This window comes from Streptomyces sp. YKOK-I1 (assembly GCF_054660435.1).
On sequence record NZ_BAAGDR010000001.1, the window covers coordinates 9721075 to 9736563 of the forward strand.

Annotated in this window: 13 protein-coding genes; 6 read left to right on the plus strand and 7 right to left on the minus strand. The window is 70.2% G+C overall.

Going from position 1 to position 15489, the window contains the following annotated elements; all coding sequences use genetic code 11:
- Positions 1-125 precede the first annotated feature (125 nt).
- The gene (locus ACYQ8Q_RS43130) at positions 126-1646 is read left to right on the plus strand and encodes a carboxylesterase/lipase family protein (RefSeq protein WP_460072677.1); all 1521 of its coding nucleotides are present in this window, start codon (positions 126-128) and stop codon (positions 1644-1646) included.
- Between the two features lie 195 nt (positions 1647-1841).
- On the opposite strand, the gene ACYQ8Q_RS43135 is transcribed toward ACYQ8Q_RS43130, so the two are convergent.
- Positions 1842-2465, minus strand: coding sequence for a TetR/AcrR family transcriptional regulator (locus ACYQ8Q_RS43135; RefSeq protein ID WP_460072678.1), 624 nt, complete (start codon positions 2463-2465; stop codon positions 1842-1844).
- Between the two features lie 428 nt (positions 2466-2893).
- Between ACYQ8Q_RS43135 and ACYQ8Q_RS43140 the strand changes: the two genes are divergently transcribed.
- Positions 2894-3808: a hypothetical protein gene (locus ACYQ8Q_RS43140; RefSeq protein ID WP_460072679.1), complete on the plus strand. Its 915-nt coding sequence runs from the start codon at positions 2894-2896 to the stop codon at positions 3806-3808.
- Positions 3809-4010: 202 nt separating this feature from the next.
- Entirely contained in the window at positions 4011-4604 is a 594-nt protein-coding gene (locus tag ACYQ8Q_RS43145; RefSeq protein ID WP_460072681.1) for a TetR/AcrR family transcriptional regulator, read from the plus strand.
- 20 nt (positions 4605-4624) lie between these two features.
- Here ACYQ8Q_RS43145 and ACYQ8Q_RS43150 read toward each other — a convergent pair whose 3' ends face one another.
- Entirely contained in the window at positions 4625-5662 is a 1038-nt protein-coding gene (locus tag ACYQ8Q_RS43150; RefSeq protein ID WP_460072683.1) for an Lrp/AsnC family transcriptional regulator, read from the minus strand.
- Positions 5663-5804: 142 nt separating this feature from the next.
- On the opposite strand from ACYQ8Q_RS43150, the gene ACYQ8Q_RS43155 reads away from it, so the two are divergent.
- Positions 5805-6962, plus strand: coding sequence for an alpha-hydroxy-acid oxidizing protein (locus ACYQ8Q_RS43155; RefSeq protein ID WP_460072685.1), 1158 nt, complete (start codon positions 5805-5807; stop codon positions 6960-6962).
- A 124-nt stretch (positions 6963-7086) separates the two neighbouring features.
- Here the strand turns inward: ACYQ8Q_RS43155 and ACYQ8Q_RS43160 are convergent, their stop codons facing one another.
- The 3 genes from ACYQ8Q_RS43160 to ACYQ8Q_RS43170 all read right to left on the minus strand — a co-directional run bounded on the left by ACYQ8Q_RS43160 (position 7087) and on the right by ACYQ8Q_RS43170 (position 11027).
- Positions 7087-9087 carry a ricin-type beta-trefoil lectin domain protein gene (locus ACYQ8Q_RS43160; protein ID WP_460072686.1) on the minus strand — a complete coding sequence of 667 codons (2001 nt, stop codon included), beginning with the start codon at positions 9085-9087 and terminating at the stop codon, positions 7087-7089.
- A 120-nt stretch (positions 9088-9207) separates the two neighbouring features.
- Complete coding sequence (locus ACYQ8Q_RS43165) at positions 9208-9978, minus strand: SDR family NAD(P)-dependent oxidoreductase (protein ID WP_460072687.1); 771 nt, start codon at positions 9976-9978, stop codon at positions 9208-9210.
- A 74-nt stretch (positions 9979-10052) separates the two neighbouring features.
- Positions 10053-11027, minus strand: coding sequence for an SMP-30/gluconolactonase/LRE family protein (locus ACYQ8Q_RS43170; protein ID WP_460072689.1), 975 nt, complete (start codon positions 11025-11027; stop codon positions 10053-10055).
- Between the two features lie 144 nt (positions 11028-11171).
- Between ACYQ8Q_RS43170 and ACYQ8Q_RS43175 the strand changes: the two genes are divergently transcribed.
- Positions 11172-11786, plus strand: coding sequence for a TetR/AcrR family transcriptional regulator (locus ACYQ8Q_RS43175; protein WP_460072691.1), 615 nt, complete (start codon positions 11172-11174; stop codon positions 11784-11786).
- A 77-nt stretch (positions 11787-11863) separates the two neighbouring features.
- Here the strand turns inward: ACYQ8Q_RS43175 and ACYQ8Q_RS43180 are convergent, their stop codons facing one another.
- Entirely contained in the window at positions 11864-12676 is an 813-nt protein-coding gene (locus tag ACYQ8Q_RS43180; RefSeq protein WP_460072693.1) for a class II aldolase/adducin family protein, read from the minus strand.
- Between the two features lie 46 nt (positions 12677-12722).
- The gene (locus tag ACYQ8Q_RS43185; protein ID WP_460072695.1) at positions 12723-14288 is read right to left on the minus strand and encodes an aldehyde dehydrogenase family protein; all 1566 of its coding nucleotides are present in this window, start codon (positions 14286-14288) and stop codon (positions 12723-12725) included.
- A 138-nt stretch (positions 14289-14426) separates the two neighbouring features.
- Between ACYQ8Q_RS43185 and ACYQ8Q_RS43190 the strand changes: the two genes are divergently transcribed.
- Positions 14427-15398: an SMP-30/gluconolactonase/LRE family protein gene (locus ACYQ8Q_RS43190; RefSeq protein ID WP_460072697.1), complete on the plus strand. Its 972-nt coding sequence runs from the start codon at positions 14427-14429 to the stop codon at positions 15396-15398.
- Positions 15399-15489: the final 91 nt, after the last annotated feature.

Consider the following 15489-nt stretch of genomic DNA (forward strand, 5'->3'; position numbering starts at 1 on the left):
CGTCACGTGAAGTAATATTCACGAACGGGTCGGCGTGAGTCTCCGGGTACCGCTGGGCCATGCCGACCGGGCTCGTTCCCCTGTGCCCAAAGGCCTTGTGTCGGTGGGTTGTTGAGGAGTCGCACATGACCAGAGAAGAACTGCCGGAAGTCCGTACCGTGTGCGGTACGGTGCGCGGGCGGGGTGAGGACGGGCTCTCCGTCTTCCGCGGCATTCCCTTCGCGCAGCCGCCCGTCGGAGAGCTGCGCTTCGCGGCCCCGCGGCCGACGGTCCGCTGGGACGGGGTTCGGGAGGCGTTCGCGTTCGGCCCGCCCGTCCCGCAGGAACCCCTGGGCCCGGGACCGGACCCGGCGTCGGCCGGGCCGGAGGGCGACGATTGGTTGACGGTGAATGTGTGGACACCGGCTCCGGATCCGGCCGCCGGCCTCCCGGTCATGGTGTGGATCTACGGTGGCGCCTACAAGTTCGGCTCCGCCGACGATCCGGCCTACGACGGCTCCCGTCTGGCTCGTGATGGCCAGGTGGTGCTCGTCACCCTCAACTACCGTGTCGGCCTGGAGGGTTTCGCCCGCATCGAGGGCGCCCCGGCCAATCGTGGTCTGCTGGATCAGGTGGCCGCACTGGCGTGGGTCCGTGACAACATCGCGGCCTTCGGCGGAGACCCGGACCAGGTCACCGTCTTCGGTGAGTCGGCGGGCGCGGGCTCCATTGCCGCGCTCATGGCCATGCCCAGCGCACGGGGCCTCTTCCGGCGGGCCGTCGCACAGAGTGTTCCAGGTACGTACTTCTCCGACGCGCTGGCCCAGGACATCGCCGAAGGCCTCGCCGGCGAACTCGGACTGCGGCCCACCGTGGCCGACCTCTCCGGTGTGGACCCACGCAAGCTGCCCGGGGCGGGGGCGGCGCTGGGCGCCCGGATGCGTCAGTACGCCGACCGCTGGGGGCCGGTCGCACACACGCCGACGCCGTACTCGCCCGTCGTTGACGGAGAGGTGCTGCCCACGGCGCCCTGGGAGGCCCTCAGAGCCGGGGGCGCGCATGATGTGGAGCTGGTCGTTGGGCACAACCGGGACGAGTACCGCCTGTTCCTCATGCTCGGCGGGTTGCTGGGGCGGGTGGACGAGAACCTGGCGTCCGAGGCCCTGGCCCTCTTCGGACCGGGAACGGACCCCGAGCGGGACTACCGCGCCGCTTTCCCCGACGCCACGGCCGAGTACCTTTTCGAGCTTGTCCAGTCCGACTGGCTCTTCCGGATGCCCTCGCTGCACCTGGCCCAGGCACACGTGGCCGGCGGCGGTCGGGCCCACTTCTACGACCTGACCTGGTCCGCTCCGGCGGGTGGTGGCGCGCTGGGCGCCTGCCACGGGCTCGACGTGCCGCTCACCTTCGGCGTGTACGGCGGGCTCGGCGCCCTGCTGGTGGGGCCGGAGCCCTCACCGGAGATCGAGGCGCTTTCCCGCCGGTTCCGCACCGCTTGGACCTCCTTCGCCGCCACTGGCGACCCGGGCTGGCCGGCCTACGACCCTGAGCAGCGACTCGTGCGGCTCATGGACACGGAGCCGGCTGTCGCCATGTACCCGGAGGACGCTTCCCGCCGCCTCTGGAAGGATCACACCTTCGGTGCGCTGGGACTGCGGACGAGCTGACTGGGGCAGTGGCCCGACCAGGGATCTGAGCCGTCAGTCCCCGGCAGCTCGCGCCTTCGACGGTGGTAGTGCCCTCAAAGTGGTCCTGGTGGGCGGATCCGGACGTCGGATCCGCTCACCAGGCGCGTTCGAAACGATCGCCGGCATGACGACTGAGGAGGCGGGCGATCGCGCCCTCTGTCGGGACCCGCAAGGTCATCTGGTCGGCACGGGCACGAGTTCCAGTCGGCCACCCGCGAGGGCCACGACGGCTGAGACGAGGGCCTGGAGGCAGGTGAGTTCGGCTTCCTCGTCGGGCAGGGAGAGGTGCTGCACCGACAGGCCGTCGAAGCCGGCGAGGAAGAACCGGGCCAGGGTCTCCGCCGGCTGCGCCAGTCGGTGTCCCGCGCGTTCGGCGGCCTGGGTCACCAGCCTCGTCGTCGCGGTCGTCACCTCGCCGTAGTGGCTCTTCAAAGCCTCTTCCAGGCGCGGTGTCCGGAGGGCGAACATGGACAGCTCTGTGAGTAGTTGGTGGCTGGTCGGCTGCTCGCGCAGGGTTTGCCACAGGGCCGCGGCGAGTGCCGCTACCGTCTCCTCGAAACCGGCGTCCGCGGGCGCGGCCCGCTCGACCTGTGCGATCAGGTCATGGGTGAGCTGCTCCATGACGGCCCGGTACAGGTCCTCCTTGGTGCCGAAGGTGTAGTGCACCGTGGCCTGGGCCACGCCCAGCTCGGCGGCGATGGCGCGGGTGCTTCCGGCGGCGACGCCCTCTCTGGTCATGAGGTCGATGGCGGCCTTGATCAGCTGAGGGCGGCGCTCCGCCGCGGACACGTGAGCCATCCGTGCATCATACCGACTCAGTCCCCTGAGACAGTCATCCGACCAAGTCGGATGGATCGGTCGCCGACGCCCGTACTCGTCGCCGTCCGGACCCAGACGCGTTGACCTGGTAACCCTGCGGTCCAGGGGCCCGCTCAGGTGCCGGCGCGCAGCCTGCCGGGCGACATCGCACACGGTCAGATCAGGGCGGCGCGGCAGCTGTTCGACCCGCCCCCCGGCGCACTCCGTCGACGGTGGAGCAGGGTGAACCCGCTTAAGATTGACGGGAGTTGTGAATGCCGAGCAGAATTCGGTCTACTTCGCCGCGTTCGACGCGGGCGAAGTGACGCGACCGGTCTGTTCGCGCACGCCTTCTGACGATTCCCCCGCGTGCGCCCGTCGTTCGCATCGTGCCACCTCCCACACCTTCTTTTCCTTAAGGGCTCACCTTGTCGCGTTCGCAACGTCTCAGAACCCTGCCCGCGCTCGCCGTCACCGCTGCCACGGCCCTCCCTCTGCTCGCGGCCGGCTCGGCAAGTGCCACACCGGCCGGCGGCTGCCAGTCCGCCACCGTGCAGTACCGCATCGTCGGCGCCGACGGAAACGTCGTCGGTGCGGACTGGACCTCACAGGGCGGGCTCTACCTCTGGAAGACCGCCCCCGGCACCGTCGAGGTCCGCCTCGCTCCCGGTCAGACCGTAGGGGAGGGCTGCACATACCCCGTCTCCCTCGCCGAGTACACCACCGAAGGTCCCGACTGGTACACCTCGGGTCGTCAGGCCCTGGTCGACAAGGCCACGGTCTACCTCACCGCCGCCGATGTCGCCGGCTCGGGCGACGCCAAGCGCACCTGGCAGAAGCTGTCCGTGAAGTCCCCCGACTGCTACGGCCAGATCGACCTGTACGGCGACGACGTCACCTACGACGGCGGAACCGGCGCAGGGCATGGTCCCGCACCCTACGAGCCCGACGGGGTCGTCACGCCGTACCACCTGATAGCGGCCTGGAACGGCGGGGAGAAGGCCTGCACGCCCGACTCACCCACCCCGACCCCGTCGCAGCCGACGCCGACCACGCCGGCCACACCCACGACCCCCGCGGACGACACGCCCCCGGCCGAGTCGACACCTCCCGCCACCCCGACCGCGCCCAAGCCCTCCTCGACACCTCCCACGACTCCGGACGTTCCCCCGCTGACGTCGACCCCGCCGGCCACCCCCACGCCGTCACCGAGCGAGAGCAAGCCGCCGCTCGCCGAGACGGGTTCCAGCGCACCGGTCGGACTGATCGCGGGGGCGGCGGCCCTGGTGGTCGCGGCCGGCGCCGGTGCGATGTTCCTGGCCGGGCGCACCCGGCGCTCCTGACGCGGGAGTGAGGCGTCGCGTCACGACGTGACGCGACCGGACGGCTCCGCTCCCGGGCGGAGCCGTCCTCGGCTCCCGCTACGCGGACCACGCCTGGTCGTCCGTCCTGGACCATTGACCGACATCTCTTGGGCCGCGTGCCCGACCACCGCTATCCTGACGGGCGAACGTGCAGGTGGAGAGAGGAGAGCGCGTGCCCCGCATGGCGGCCACAGACCGGAGGGCCGAGCTCCTCGAAGCGGCGATCCGGGTCATGACGCGGGACGGTGTGGCCAAGGCCACCACCCGCGCGATCGTGAACGAGGCAGGTATGCCTCTCGGGGTGTTCCACTACTGCTTCGACTCCCGGGAACAGCTGCTCGAACTCGTCACGAAGACCCTCACCGAGCGGTATGTGGCAGAGGTCCGCGGAGTCTTCGCCCCGCACAAGGACATCCGCGAGAGTGTCCTCGACAGCCTGCACGCGTTCTGGAAGGGCTTCGAGGCCAATCCCCGTGAGCACCAGATCAGCTATGAGCTCACGCAGTACGCGCTGCGCAGTCCGGACTTCGAGAACGTGGCCAGGCGGCAGTACGAGATCTTCCTCGGCGCCCACGCCTCCCTGCTGGAACTCGCCGCCGAGAACGCCGGGATCGAGTGGACGGTGCCTGTCCCGGTGCTCGCGCGGTATGTGCAGTCCACGGTCGACGGCCTCAACATGACCTGGCTCGTCGACCGCAACAGCGACGACAGCCGGGCCGTCCTCGAACTGCTCGCCGACCACCTCCTCCAGCACACCCGGCCCCGGGAGACCTGAGCCGGGCGGAGCGGAGCACCTCATACGGCGGGGACGGAACCGCCCGGCTCGGACCACACGTCGGGCGCAACGACACCGAGCGACCGGCCGCGCGGGTCCAGGACCCGGCCGAGGAGTTTGTCGTGGCGCAGGGTCATCGCGCGGTCGGTGACGACGAGGCGGGGATGGACGTCACAGAGCCGGGTCTCCAGACGGAGCACGTCGTTCACGGAGTGCAGGGCCGCTTGGACGACGAGGTTGTACCGACCCGTGACGGCGGCGCAGTTGCGGACTTCGGGCAGCCGGACGAGAGCGTGCCCGATGACGGACAGCTCATGGACAGGGGCCGTGGCCCAGAACGTGACCGCGACGGGCCATCCGCCCAGGGGACGGGCGAAGTCGCACCGGAAGCGGATCAGACCGAGCCGGGTGAGGCGGTCGAGCCGCCGCCTGACGGTGAAGGCGGTCGTACCGAGCGCCTCCGCCAGGGACTGGAAGGACGCGCGGCCTTCGTGGTACAGCAGGCTCAGCAGGACGCGGTCGCGCGAGGTGATCTCCTCGCTGCCGGTGCGCCGGCCGCTGTCCTCTCCACCGGTCGGTGTGACAAGCCGTGAGCGCTGTTCGGGGTCCAGGACGTCGATCTGCCACCGGCCGCCCTCGGTGAACATGTGCGTGACGATCCTCGTGCCCACGGCGGCGATGCCCGGCACGGCCGAGAGGACGTCCAGGGTGTAGTGGGCCATCGCGGCGACATCGGCGGTCGCCACGGTCGCGAGGAGCCGGTGGGTGTCGGCGGACCGCTCGATGGTGACCGCGTGCGGGTGGCCCCGCAGCGTGCCGGCCACGGCGTCGGCCGTCCCGGCGGCGCAGTCGATCTCGACGAAGGCGACACAGAGGTGCTGCAGGAGCATGGGGCCGGGGGAGACCGCGACCCAGGTCTCGCCCCGGTCCGTGAGCCGGTGGAAGCGGCGCGCCACCGTGACGGCGTCCACGCCGAGGGTACGGCCCAGCTCGGTCCAGGAGGCGCGAGGGCGTAGCTGCAGGGCGTGGACGAGTGCGAGATCCTCTTCACTCAGCACAAGCACTCCGTCTCCGGATCCTGCATCAAGAACCGCCTCGCACGATGAATCCTGCACCTGGACGCTCCATACGGCACAGTGTCGCACTCTGGACGCCCGCAATACCCCTGCGTGTGGCGCAGCTGAGCGATGGGTGTCCGTCATGGCGTTCGCCGACTACCAGAACGAGATCTACCTCAACGGCCTGGGCGGTGTACTGCCCTCGTTCCCGATGGACTTCGCGGAACTGGAGGCCGCAGCACAAGCCGCTCTGCCGTCGTCGGTGTGGTCCTACGTCGCCGGTGGTGCCGGGGACGAGCACACCCAGCGAGCCAATGTCACCGCTTTCTCCCACTGGGGGCTCATCCCTCGTATGTTCGTCGGTGCCGCACAGCGTGACCTGAGCGTCGGCCTGTTCGGCATGACGCTGCCGTCACCGGTGTTTCTCGCCCCGGTCGGAGTGATCGGTCTGTGCGCCCAGGACGGGCACGGCGACCTGGCCACGGCGCGGGCCGCCGCCCGCACCGGGGTGCCCATGGTCGCCTCGACCCTGTCCGTCGACCCGCTGGAGGACGTCGTCACCGAGCTCGATGACACCCCGGGCTTCTTCCAGCTCTACACACCCACTGACCGGGCACTCGCCGAAAGCCTCGTCCACCGTGCCGAACGCGCCGGCTACCAGGGCATCGTCGTCACCCTCGACACCTGGATCACCGGCTGGCGCCCGCGTGACCTGGCCCTGTCCAACTTCCCGCAACTGCGCGGTCACTGTCTGGCCAACTACTTCACCGACCCCGTCTTCCGGGCGGCGCTGCCCCGCCCGCCGGAGGACGATCCGCAGGCCGCGGTCCTCCACTGGACCCAGGTCTTCGGCAACCCGCTCACCTGGCAGGATCTGGACTGGTTGCGCTCACTGACCGACCTGCCGCTGATCGTGAAGGGCATCTGCCATCCCGAGGACGCCCGGCGCGCCCGGGACGGGGGAGTGGACGCGATCTACTGCTCCAATCACGGGGGACGGCAGGCCAACGGCGGCCTTCCCGCCCTCACCGCGCTGCCCGCCGTCGTCGAGGCCGCCGACGGGCTGCCCGTCCTCTTCGACTCCGGCGTCCGTAGCGGCGCGGACATCGTCAAGGCCCTTGCCCTGGGCGCGACGGCGGTCGGTATCGGCCGCCCCTACGCCTATGGCTGCGCGCTGGGCGGCGCGGAGGGCATCGTGCACGTCCTGCGCGCCCTGCTCGCCGAGGCCGATCTGATCATGGCGGTCGACGGGTACCCGTGCGTCGACGACCTGGTTCCCGGGGCGCTTCAAGCCGTGTAGGCAGTGCAGGCCCTCGGACAGCCGCCTCTCCATGTACCCACCGTCGCTCTCCGAGCGAAGAACGAGGTGGGCGGTGAGGCTCTCGCGCTCCCGCCACCCGTGGGCTACTCCGTCGCGTATCGGGTCAGTCGAGGGTCCACTTCTGGTTGGTCTGGCCGTTGCAGGTCCACAGGACCAGCTTGGTGCCGTTGGCGGTCGCCGCGCTCGAGGCGTCCAGGCACAGGCCCGAGAGGTCGTTGGTGACGGTGCCGTCGGAGTGCACGGTCCACTTCTGGTTGGTGCCCGCCGAGCAGGGCCAGATGATGACCTTGGTGCCGTTGCCCGTGCCGTTGCCGTCCGCGTCCAGGCACTTGTTGCCGTAGACGACGAGTTCACCGCGCGAGGTGTGGGTGAAGGTCTGGTTCCGGCCGCCGGAGCAGTCCCAGAGCTGTGCCTGTGTGGCGTCGGTGATGGTGTTCTTGTCGATGTCCACGCAGCGGCTGGAGGCAGCGCCGACGAGCGCGGTGCCGTCGGTGCCCGGGATGTCCTGGACGCGGATGGCGTCTATGTCCGGAGGTGTGCGTCCGGAGACGGACGCGAAGCGCACCGTGTTGGACCCCTTCGCGAGGTGGGCGAGGACGGACACGGTCCGGTAGGAGGTCGCCGAGCCGGTCGGCGGGAAGGAGACGAGGGAGGCGTACTGGCCGCCCGCCTGGATGGTCGCCTGACGGGCGGTGTCACCGCCGTTGGCGTAGGTGATGTCGACCAGTTCGGTGCCCGCGGAGGCGGTGGTGACACCGGTGAAGGCGGGCAGGGCGGCGCCGGTGGTGTCCTCGTACGTGGAGCCGGAGGTCTCGGTGCCTGAGACCGTGAGGAGGACGGCGTCGTTCGCGGGCACCGTGGTGGTGTAACCGGTGGCGAAGGCCCCTGCGTCGGAGCCCGCCCAGACGTCGCGTACGGAGGCCGAGGCCGAGGTCAGGCCGAGGTCGGCCCAGTGGACGGTCATGGAGGCCGCGGAACTCGTGCGGTTCAGCAACAGGACAGCGCGCCGGCCGGTACCCGAGAGCACCTTGCCGTAGACCTGCAGGTTGCGGGTGTCCTCGGCCACCTTGACGCCCTGCAGCCCGCGCGGGTCCTGATCGATGGCGATCATCTCGCGATTGCTGAGGATGTCGCGGGTGGTGGTGCTCATGGTGGCCAGGTCGTTCCCCGCCAGCAGCGGGGCCCCGGAGATCGCCCACAGGCCCATGTGCAGCCGGTTCTGCGCGGCGCTGAGGCCGCTCATGCCGGTCATCAGCATGTCGGGGTCGTTGTAGTACCCGGTGTGCTGGGCGGCCGGGTGCAGACCACGGTCGAAGTTGGTGAGCATCATGGCCGTGGTCGGGGTCTGCCCCCACAGGATGACGTCGGTGCTGGTGCGCCACAGATCGCCGTAGCCGGTCGCCCAGTTCCACGGCAGCCCGCTGCCCCACTCACAGAAGGACAGGACGAGGCCGCGGCCGGTGACGTCCGACGCGGCCCGGTTGGCGGCGGCGATCGCCTTGTACGCCGCCTCCTGGTCGAGGCCCTCCACGCGGCCCCCGCACCAGTCGATCTTGACGTAGTCGAAGCCCCACCGCTGGAAGGTCTCCAGGTCCTGCTGGTAATGGCCCTCCATACCGGTGTTCGGGGCGGCGGGACGGGTGGTGGGGTAGTAGTAGCCGCACCCGTTCCTGCCGGCGTCGGTGTAGATGCCGGCCTTCAGGCCCTTGCTGTGGATGTAGTCGGCGACCGCCTTCATCCCGTCCGGCCAGAGCGTGGCATCGACGGCGATGGTGCCGTCGGCGTCGCGGTCGCCCTGCCACCAGCCGTCGTCCAGGTTGACGTACCGGTAGCCGGCGGCGGCCATGCCGGAGGAGACGAGGGCGTCGGTCTGCTGCTCGATGACGTCCGAGTCGATGCTGCTGGCGAAGCTGTTCCAGGACGCCCAGCCCATCGGGGGCGGGGTCACTTCGGCCTGGGTCGTGCTGACGGCGACCGGCTCGGTGGCCGGCGATGCCGCGGGTGCCTGCGGGGCGAGGGCGGTGAGGCCCGCCGTCGCGAGCCCGAGGGCCAGGGCGTGGGTGACGGCCCGCCAAGCCCATGTTCGTGCGAATCTGTGTGACATGCGGCTCCCGTGGAGATGAAGGAAACACATTCCAACGAAATGGAGCGCATCACAGCAGCTTGATGTGCGCGCGTCAAGGTGCTCGGTGTGTCACGGCAGGAGTGACCGCATGCGACCGCTCTATCGGTAGGCCAGTTTGCGCAGAACCAGCGAGGACAGAGGTGTGGGCAGCGCGCGCAGGACACGGACCAGGGCCGCCGTGGGCCAGGGGAAGTACGCCTGCGCCGGCTCCTTCTCCAAGGCCCGTACGACATGCCGGGCTCCGCGCTCCTGGCTGATCTGGAACGGCTTGGGCAGCCCGTCATCGCTGATGCGCTCCGTGGCCACGAACCCCGGATGGATGCTGGTGAACCGGATTCCCCTGGGACCCAGTTCGACGCGGGCGGCGTCCAGGAGGGTGCGTGCGGCGGCCTTGGCCGCCGAGTACGGGCCCTGGCGGGGGATGCCCATGAGTCCGGCGAGGGAGTTCGTGTGGGCGATCAGTCCGCCGTCGTGCTGCCGGAGCATCTGCTCGGTCAGCGGAACGAGGTAGTTGACGACGACGTCGTAGTTCAACGCCATGATGCGCGAGACGTCGGTGACGGAGACCTGGTCCATGGTCATGTCCGGTCCGTCGCCGGCGTTGAGCAGCGCGATGTCGACGGACCCGAACTCCGCGGCGGCGGCCGCCACCACGTCGGCCGCCGCCTGCGGGTCGAGGGCGTCGGCGGCGATGTCCAGACACCTGCTGCCCGCGGCCCGTACCTGCCCCGCGATCCTGGCCAGTTCGGGGGCGCGCCGGGCCGTGATGACCAGCCGGTTCCCGCCGGGGGCGAGTTGGCGCGCCACTTCCGCACCGATGCCCGAGGACGCGCCGACGATCAGGATCGTGCGGTCGGTGATCCTTGCCATGGTGATCCGTTTCTCGATGGGCGGCCGCTGTCGCGGACCCCGTGGGGGAGTTGGCTCCGGTGCGGAAGTCGCCGTCAGGACGGTAGTGCGTACGCCTCGATCCGCGAACCGTTGAGCTCCCGTGCGCGCGGCGGGTCGTCGGTCGGCACGGTCGCCGCGTACAGGGTGTCGCCCTTCGGGCCCGCGACCAGGCAGCTGAGCGTGCGCTGGCTGGTCGCGACCCGTTCCAGGATCCTGCCGCCGGGGCCGACCCGGACGCATTCGCCGCGCAGCGCGTTGGCGACCCAGGCCGTGCCGTCCTTGCCGGGTGCGATGCCGTCGGGGGCGATGGGGCTGCTGGAGCGGTCGGCGATGACCTGGTGATCCAGCAGAGCGGACACGCGACGGGTGATGCCGCCGACCAGTCCTGGATGGGTCACCGCCTTCCACAGCCAGGGCTCGATCAAGGGGGCCCACGGCCGCGCCTGGCCCAGCTGCCCGTCCGCCAGAACCGGCAGCGCCACGAGTCTCATCGCCAGCGTCTCGGCGACGAGCATGGTCCGGCCTTCGTCGATGGGGAAGAGGCCGTTGGCGAAGGCCAGCGGCTCGCTCACACCGATGAGTCCGCCCTCGGGGGAGAAGCAGGCGATCGGAGCCCGGGGAGGACCGGGCGGCGCGTAGAGCATGGAGTTGGGATGCCGTTCGAGGAAGGCGTGATAGTCGAACCCGAAGTTGCCCACGTAGGCGCGGCCCTCCTGGTCGACGAACATGTCGTTGACGGGGCCCTTGGCGATGTCCCGCAGGTCCGCGTGCACGACCAGCGAGCCGTCGGGCTCCAGCCGGTACACGCACAGGCCTTCCATCGAGACGACCAGCATGCGTCCGTCGGGCAGGAATCCGATCCCGCCGGCACGGCCGGGGACGTCGACGACCTTCTCGGGCCTGCCCCGGGTGTCCCAGCGGTGGACCGTGCCGTGGGCCATGTCGCAGAACCACAGGGCGTCGTCGTGCCAGCGCAACGACTCCAGAACACCGAACCCGTCCAGAACGACGGTGGCCTTCGGCTTCACTGCTGCCTCCCAAAGGTGATCACGACCGGGCGTCGGTTGCCGATACGGTCGCCCACCGTCCGGAGTAAGTCAAGTGTCCAAGACGATCGTCCTGGACGCGGTGTTAGCCTGAGGACCGATTCGATCCGGAGGAGCGGCAGCCCAATGGCCCGTATGACGCTGAGGGAACGGCGGGAAGAGCTCATCGCGGCGGCGATGCGGGTGGCGACCCGGGAGGGTGTCGCCAAGGCGACGACCCGCTCCATCGTCCGCGAGGCAGGCATGCCCCTCGGTGTCTTCCACTACTGTTTCGATTCGCGTGAGGATCTTCTCGAAGAGGTGATCACGCGGGTCACGGACGATTTCGTGGCCGCCTCACGGCAGGCGTGTGCCGGGGAGTCGGAGCTGCGTGCAGCCGTCGAGAAGAGCCTGCACACCTTCTGGGAGGGCGTGCAGGCCGGCCCCGGCGAGCAGCTGGCCGGTTACGAACTGGCCCACTACGCCCTGCGCCAGGCGGGGATGGAGAAGTTGGCGCGCCGCCAGTACCGGCACTGTCTGGACGTCCATGAGGAGCTCATGACGGACATCGCCGAGAAGACCGGCGTCCGGTGGACCGTCGCGGTTCCGGTCCTCGCCCGGTACCTGAACTCGGTGCTGGACGGGCTCACGATGTGCTGGCTGATCGACCGCGACACCGAGACGAGCCGCGAGGTCCTGAGCCTCACCGGCAGGCATCTGGAGACCCTCGCCGTGAGCCGTGCGGACACGCTGCCGACCTGAACCGGAGCGGTGGCAGGGAGCGTTCCGGCCGGCCGGGCCGCCGCGCCCGCCCGGCCGGCGTCCCCCCGGCCCATGTGTCAGTCGAACAGATCGGGCTCCTGCTGGGTGATCTGGTCCCACAGCGGGCGGAACTGGAACCAGCCCGGCAGCGGACCGGAGGTCTGGTCCCGCACCGTCCGTGCCGTGTCGGGGTCGATCAGCTTGGGCGTACCCGCGGCCATGGCCAGCAACTGGGCCTGGCAGGAGCGTTCCATGGTGACGAAGTACCAGGCGGCCTCGGCCACGGAGGCCCCGACGGTGAGCAGCCCGTGGTTCTGGAGGACGACCGCCTTGCCCGTCCCCAGGGCCGCACCGATCCGGCGGCCCTCCTCGGTGTCGTTCACGACGCCGCGGTAGTCGGTGTACAGCCCGTGGTCCTCGTAGAAGGCGCAGGCGTCCTGCGTGATCGGGTCCAGCGGGATGCCGAGGGCGGAGAACGCCTTGCCGTGCAGCGAGTGGGTGTGCGCGGCCGCCACCACGTCGGGGCGGGCCCGGTGGACCTCGGAGTGGATGCAGAACGCCGCCTTGTTGACCGGTCGCCCGCCCTCCAGGAGGGTGCCGTCGTGATCGACGAGGATGAGGTCGCAGACCCGGATCTGGCCGAAGGACATCCCGAAGGGGTTGACCCAGAAGGCCGAGGGGCGTTCGGGGTCGCGTGCGGTGATGTGTCCCGCGACGCCCTCGGAGAAACCGAAGCGGGCGAACAGCCGGAAGGCGGCGGCGAGTTCCTGCTTGCGGATCAGACGCTCCTCCTCGACCGACGGGTTCTGCGGCGGCATCGGGAGGGTGACGCCTTCGGGCATGGGGCCGACCGACTCGTGCTGTACAGGGGTGTCGGTGCTCAGGGGCATGAGTTCATTGCCTCTCGGTTGGGTGCGGGTGTCCGACGGGAGCCGTTCATTTCTTCGTGACGGCTTTCGCGGAGGACTTGGTGAAAGGCGACCGACTGCCGTACAGCGCGGTCACCAGACGCAGGATGAGGCGGTAGGCAGCGGGGTCGAACGGCAGCATGTGGGGGTCGCGGCGCAGCGGGAACCGGTTCACCGAGACCGCGCGGAGCCGGGTGTACTTGCGCAGTCCCTCGGCGCCGTGCCGGACGCCGAGTCCGGACTCCTTCCAGCCGCCCATGGGGAGCCCGAACGCCATGTAGTTGGACTGGACGTCGTTGACGGTGACGCAGCCGACCTGCAGCCGCTCGGCGAGCCGTCGGGCCCGGGCGGTGTCCTTGCCGACGATCGTGGCCTGCAGGCCGTAGGGGCTGTCGTTGGCCAGGCGTACCGCCTCCTCGGCGTCGGCCACCTTCATCACCGGCAGCGTGGGGCCGAAGGTCTCCTCGCGCATGCACGCCATGGAGTGGTCGACGTCGACGAGGAGCGTGGGCTCGAAGAACCGGCCGGGCCCGGCGCCGACGTGCCCTCCGACCAGCACCCGGGCGCCGCGCTGGACGGCGTCCTTGACGTGGTCCGTCACGACGTCCATCTGCGGCGGGAAGGTCAGTGCGCCCACGTCGGCGCTGCCCGGCCCGTCCGGCCTGGCCTGGGTGACCTCGGCGAAGCGCTCGCGCAGCCGGGCGACGAACCTGTCGTACACGGGGGCCTCGACGTAGCACCGCTCGACCGAGGTGCACATCTGGCCGCCGTTGACGAGGGCACCGTGCAGGGCGACGCTGACGGCCCGCTCGATGTCGGCGTCCGCGAGGACGATCAGGGCGTCCTTGCCGCCGAGTTCGAGGGAGCAGGGGACGAGACGCTCACCGGCCCGCGCCGCGACGGCCCGCCCGGTCCTGGTCGAGCCGGTGAACATCACGAAGTCGACGGTGTCCACGACGGCCCGTCCGGTGGCGCCGGCGCCCGTGACGACCTGGAACACGTCCTCGGGCCAGCCGCACTCGCGGGTCATCCGCTCCATGAGCAGGGCACTCAGCGGCGTGCACTCGGAGGGCTTGAGCACGACCGCGTTCCCGGCGGCGAGCGCGGGAATGGCGTCGCCGAAGGAGTTGATCAGAGGGTTGTTCCAGGGGCCGATGACGCCGACCACGCCGAGCGGCACCCGCTGCGTGTACATACGGCGGCCGAAGACGAGCGGGGACAGGGAGCGCACCCGGGTCTCGGCGAGCAGCCGCGGGGCGTGTCTGGCCCAGTGGGCGAAGGCGCCGACGCAGTAGACGACCTCGATGACGGCGTCCTCCTCCGCCTTGCCGTTCTCGGCGACGATCGAGGCCACGATGTCCTGCCGGTGGGCCAGCATCCAGTGCCGGGCACGCGCGAACAGCCGTGAGCGGGCATCGGCGGTCAGGCGCGCCCAGCCGGGCTGTGCCCGCCTCGCGCGCTCCACGGCCGCAGCGACCTGGTCCGCGGAGGTGTCCGCGACGTGGTCGATCACTTCCCCTGTGGCGGGGTTGTCCACGGCGATACCCGCGCCCGATGCGGCACCGGTGTCACTGACGGTTGGGGAATCGGTCACGGAAACTCCTGCGAGGCGTTGACTTCGGTCCGAACAGAGTGAGACGGTCACCCGTACAAGTCAAGTGTCTAGGACGCTTGTCCAACTTCTCTCCCCTCTGGCGGACGACGCCACGACTCATGCTGGGAGTGGTCCGTGATGAAACGGAAAGCGAAGATTGTCATCGGTGGTCTCGGGGTCCCCGAGTCCCTGCGCTGGCACCGGGGCGCCCTGTGGTTCTCCGATCTCGGGCATGGCACGGTGCACCGGTGGGACGGGGCCGGGCGGCTGGACACCGTCTGTGAGGTGCCCGGACGGGCCGGCGGTCTCGGCTGGCTCCCGGACGGGCGGCTGCTCGTCGTGTCCATGGACGGGGGATGCGTCTACCGGCTCGAACCGGACGGTGAACTGGTCGAGCACGCGGACCTGCGGAAGATCGCCGGCGGCCCGGTCAACGACATGCTGGTCGACACCCAGGGGCGCGCCTATGTCGGCAACTTCGGGTTCGACTACTACACGTTCGACCGCGAGAACCCGAACTCGATGCTCTACGAGCCGCCCGGCCCGCCGCGGGCGCCCATCGCCGTCTTCGGTCCGGACGGGGAGCTGCTCGGTCTGTCGGAACCGCTGATGTTCCCCAACGGACTGCTGCTGACCCCGGACGGCTCGACCCTGATCGCCGCCGAGACGCTCGGTCTGCGCCTCGCCGCGCTCCCGGTCCGGGCTGACGGCACGCTCGACGCGCCGCGTCCCTGGGGCTCGCTGGTCTCGCCGCTGCTGTGGCGGCTGGTCAACGACGGGGGAGTCCTCGGCCGGGTCGTCCGGAAGGTCTCCGCCGTGCTGGACCACCCCGAACTGGCCAAGCGCTCCGCCTCGCCGATCGCCCCGGACGGACTCGCCTGGGACGGTGACGGCCGGACCGTCTGGGTCGCCAACGCGCTGCGCGGCGAGTGTGTCCGGGTCGAGGAGGGCGGACGGATCCTCGACCGCGTCGCCACCAGCCAGCACACGCTGAGCTGCCTGGTGGCCGGTGACGACGGTCGCACCCTGTTCGCGGCGACCGTTCCGACCGACGACCCCGTGCACGCCGCCGAGCTCAGTGACGGGCACATCGAGGTGTTCCGGCTCTGAATCACCGCGTTTCGGCTGTGAGCCGGAAGGTAAAGGTCGAGTTTCGGCCACTCCTGAACGATTGACTTGGACTAGTGACCAAGAGAAAGTC

Coding starts and splice junctions, on each gene's coding strand:
- ACYQ8Q_RS43135 (WP_460072678.1), bottom strand. CDS start 2,465: ATGGCTCACGTGTCCGCGGCGGAGCGCCGCCCTCAGCTGATCAAGGCC.
- ACYQ8Q_RS43160 (WP_460072686.1), bottom strand. CDS start 9,087: ATGTCACACAGATTCGCACGAACATGGGCTTGGCGGGCCGTCACCCAC.
- ACYQ8Q_RS43145 (WP_460072681.1), top strand. CDS start 4,011: ATGGCGGCCACAGACCGGAGGGCCGAGCTCCTCGAAGCGGCGATCCGG.
- ACYQ8Q_RS43190 (WP_460072697.1), top strand. CDS start 14,427: ATGAAACGGAAAGCGAAGATTGTCATCGGTGGTCTCGGGGTCCCCGAG.
- ACYQ8Q_RS43180 (WP_460072693.1), bottom strand. CDS start 12,676: ATGCCCCTGAGCACCGACACCCCTGTACAGCACGAGTCGGTCGGCCCC.
- ACYQ8Q_RS43165 (WP_460072687.1), bottom strand. CDS start 9,978: ATGGCAAGGATCACCGACCGCACGATCCTGATCGTCGGCGCGTCCTCG.
- ACYQ8Q_RS43130 (WP_460072677.1), top strand. CDS start 126: ATGACCAGAGAAGAACTGCCGGAAGTCCGTACCGTGTGCGGTACGGTG.
- ACYQ8Q_RS43155 (WP_460072685.1), top strand. CDS start 5,805: ATGGCGTTCGCCGACTACCAGAACGAGATCTACCTCAACGGCCTGGGC.
- ACYQ8Q_RS43175 (WP_460072691.1), top strand. CDS start 11,172: ATGGCCCGTATGACGCTGAGGGAACGGCGGGAAGAGCTCATCGCGGCG.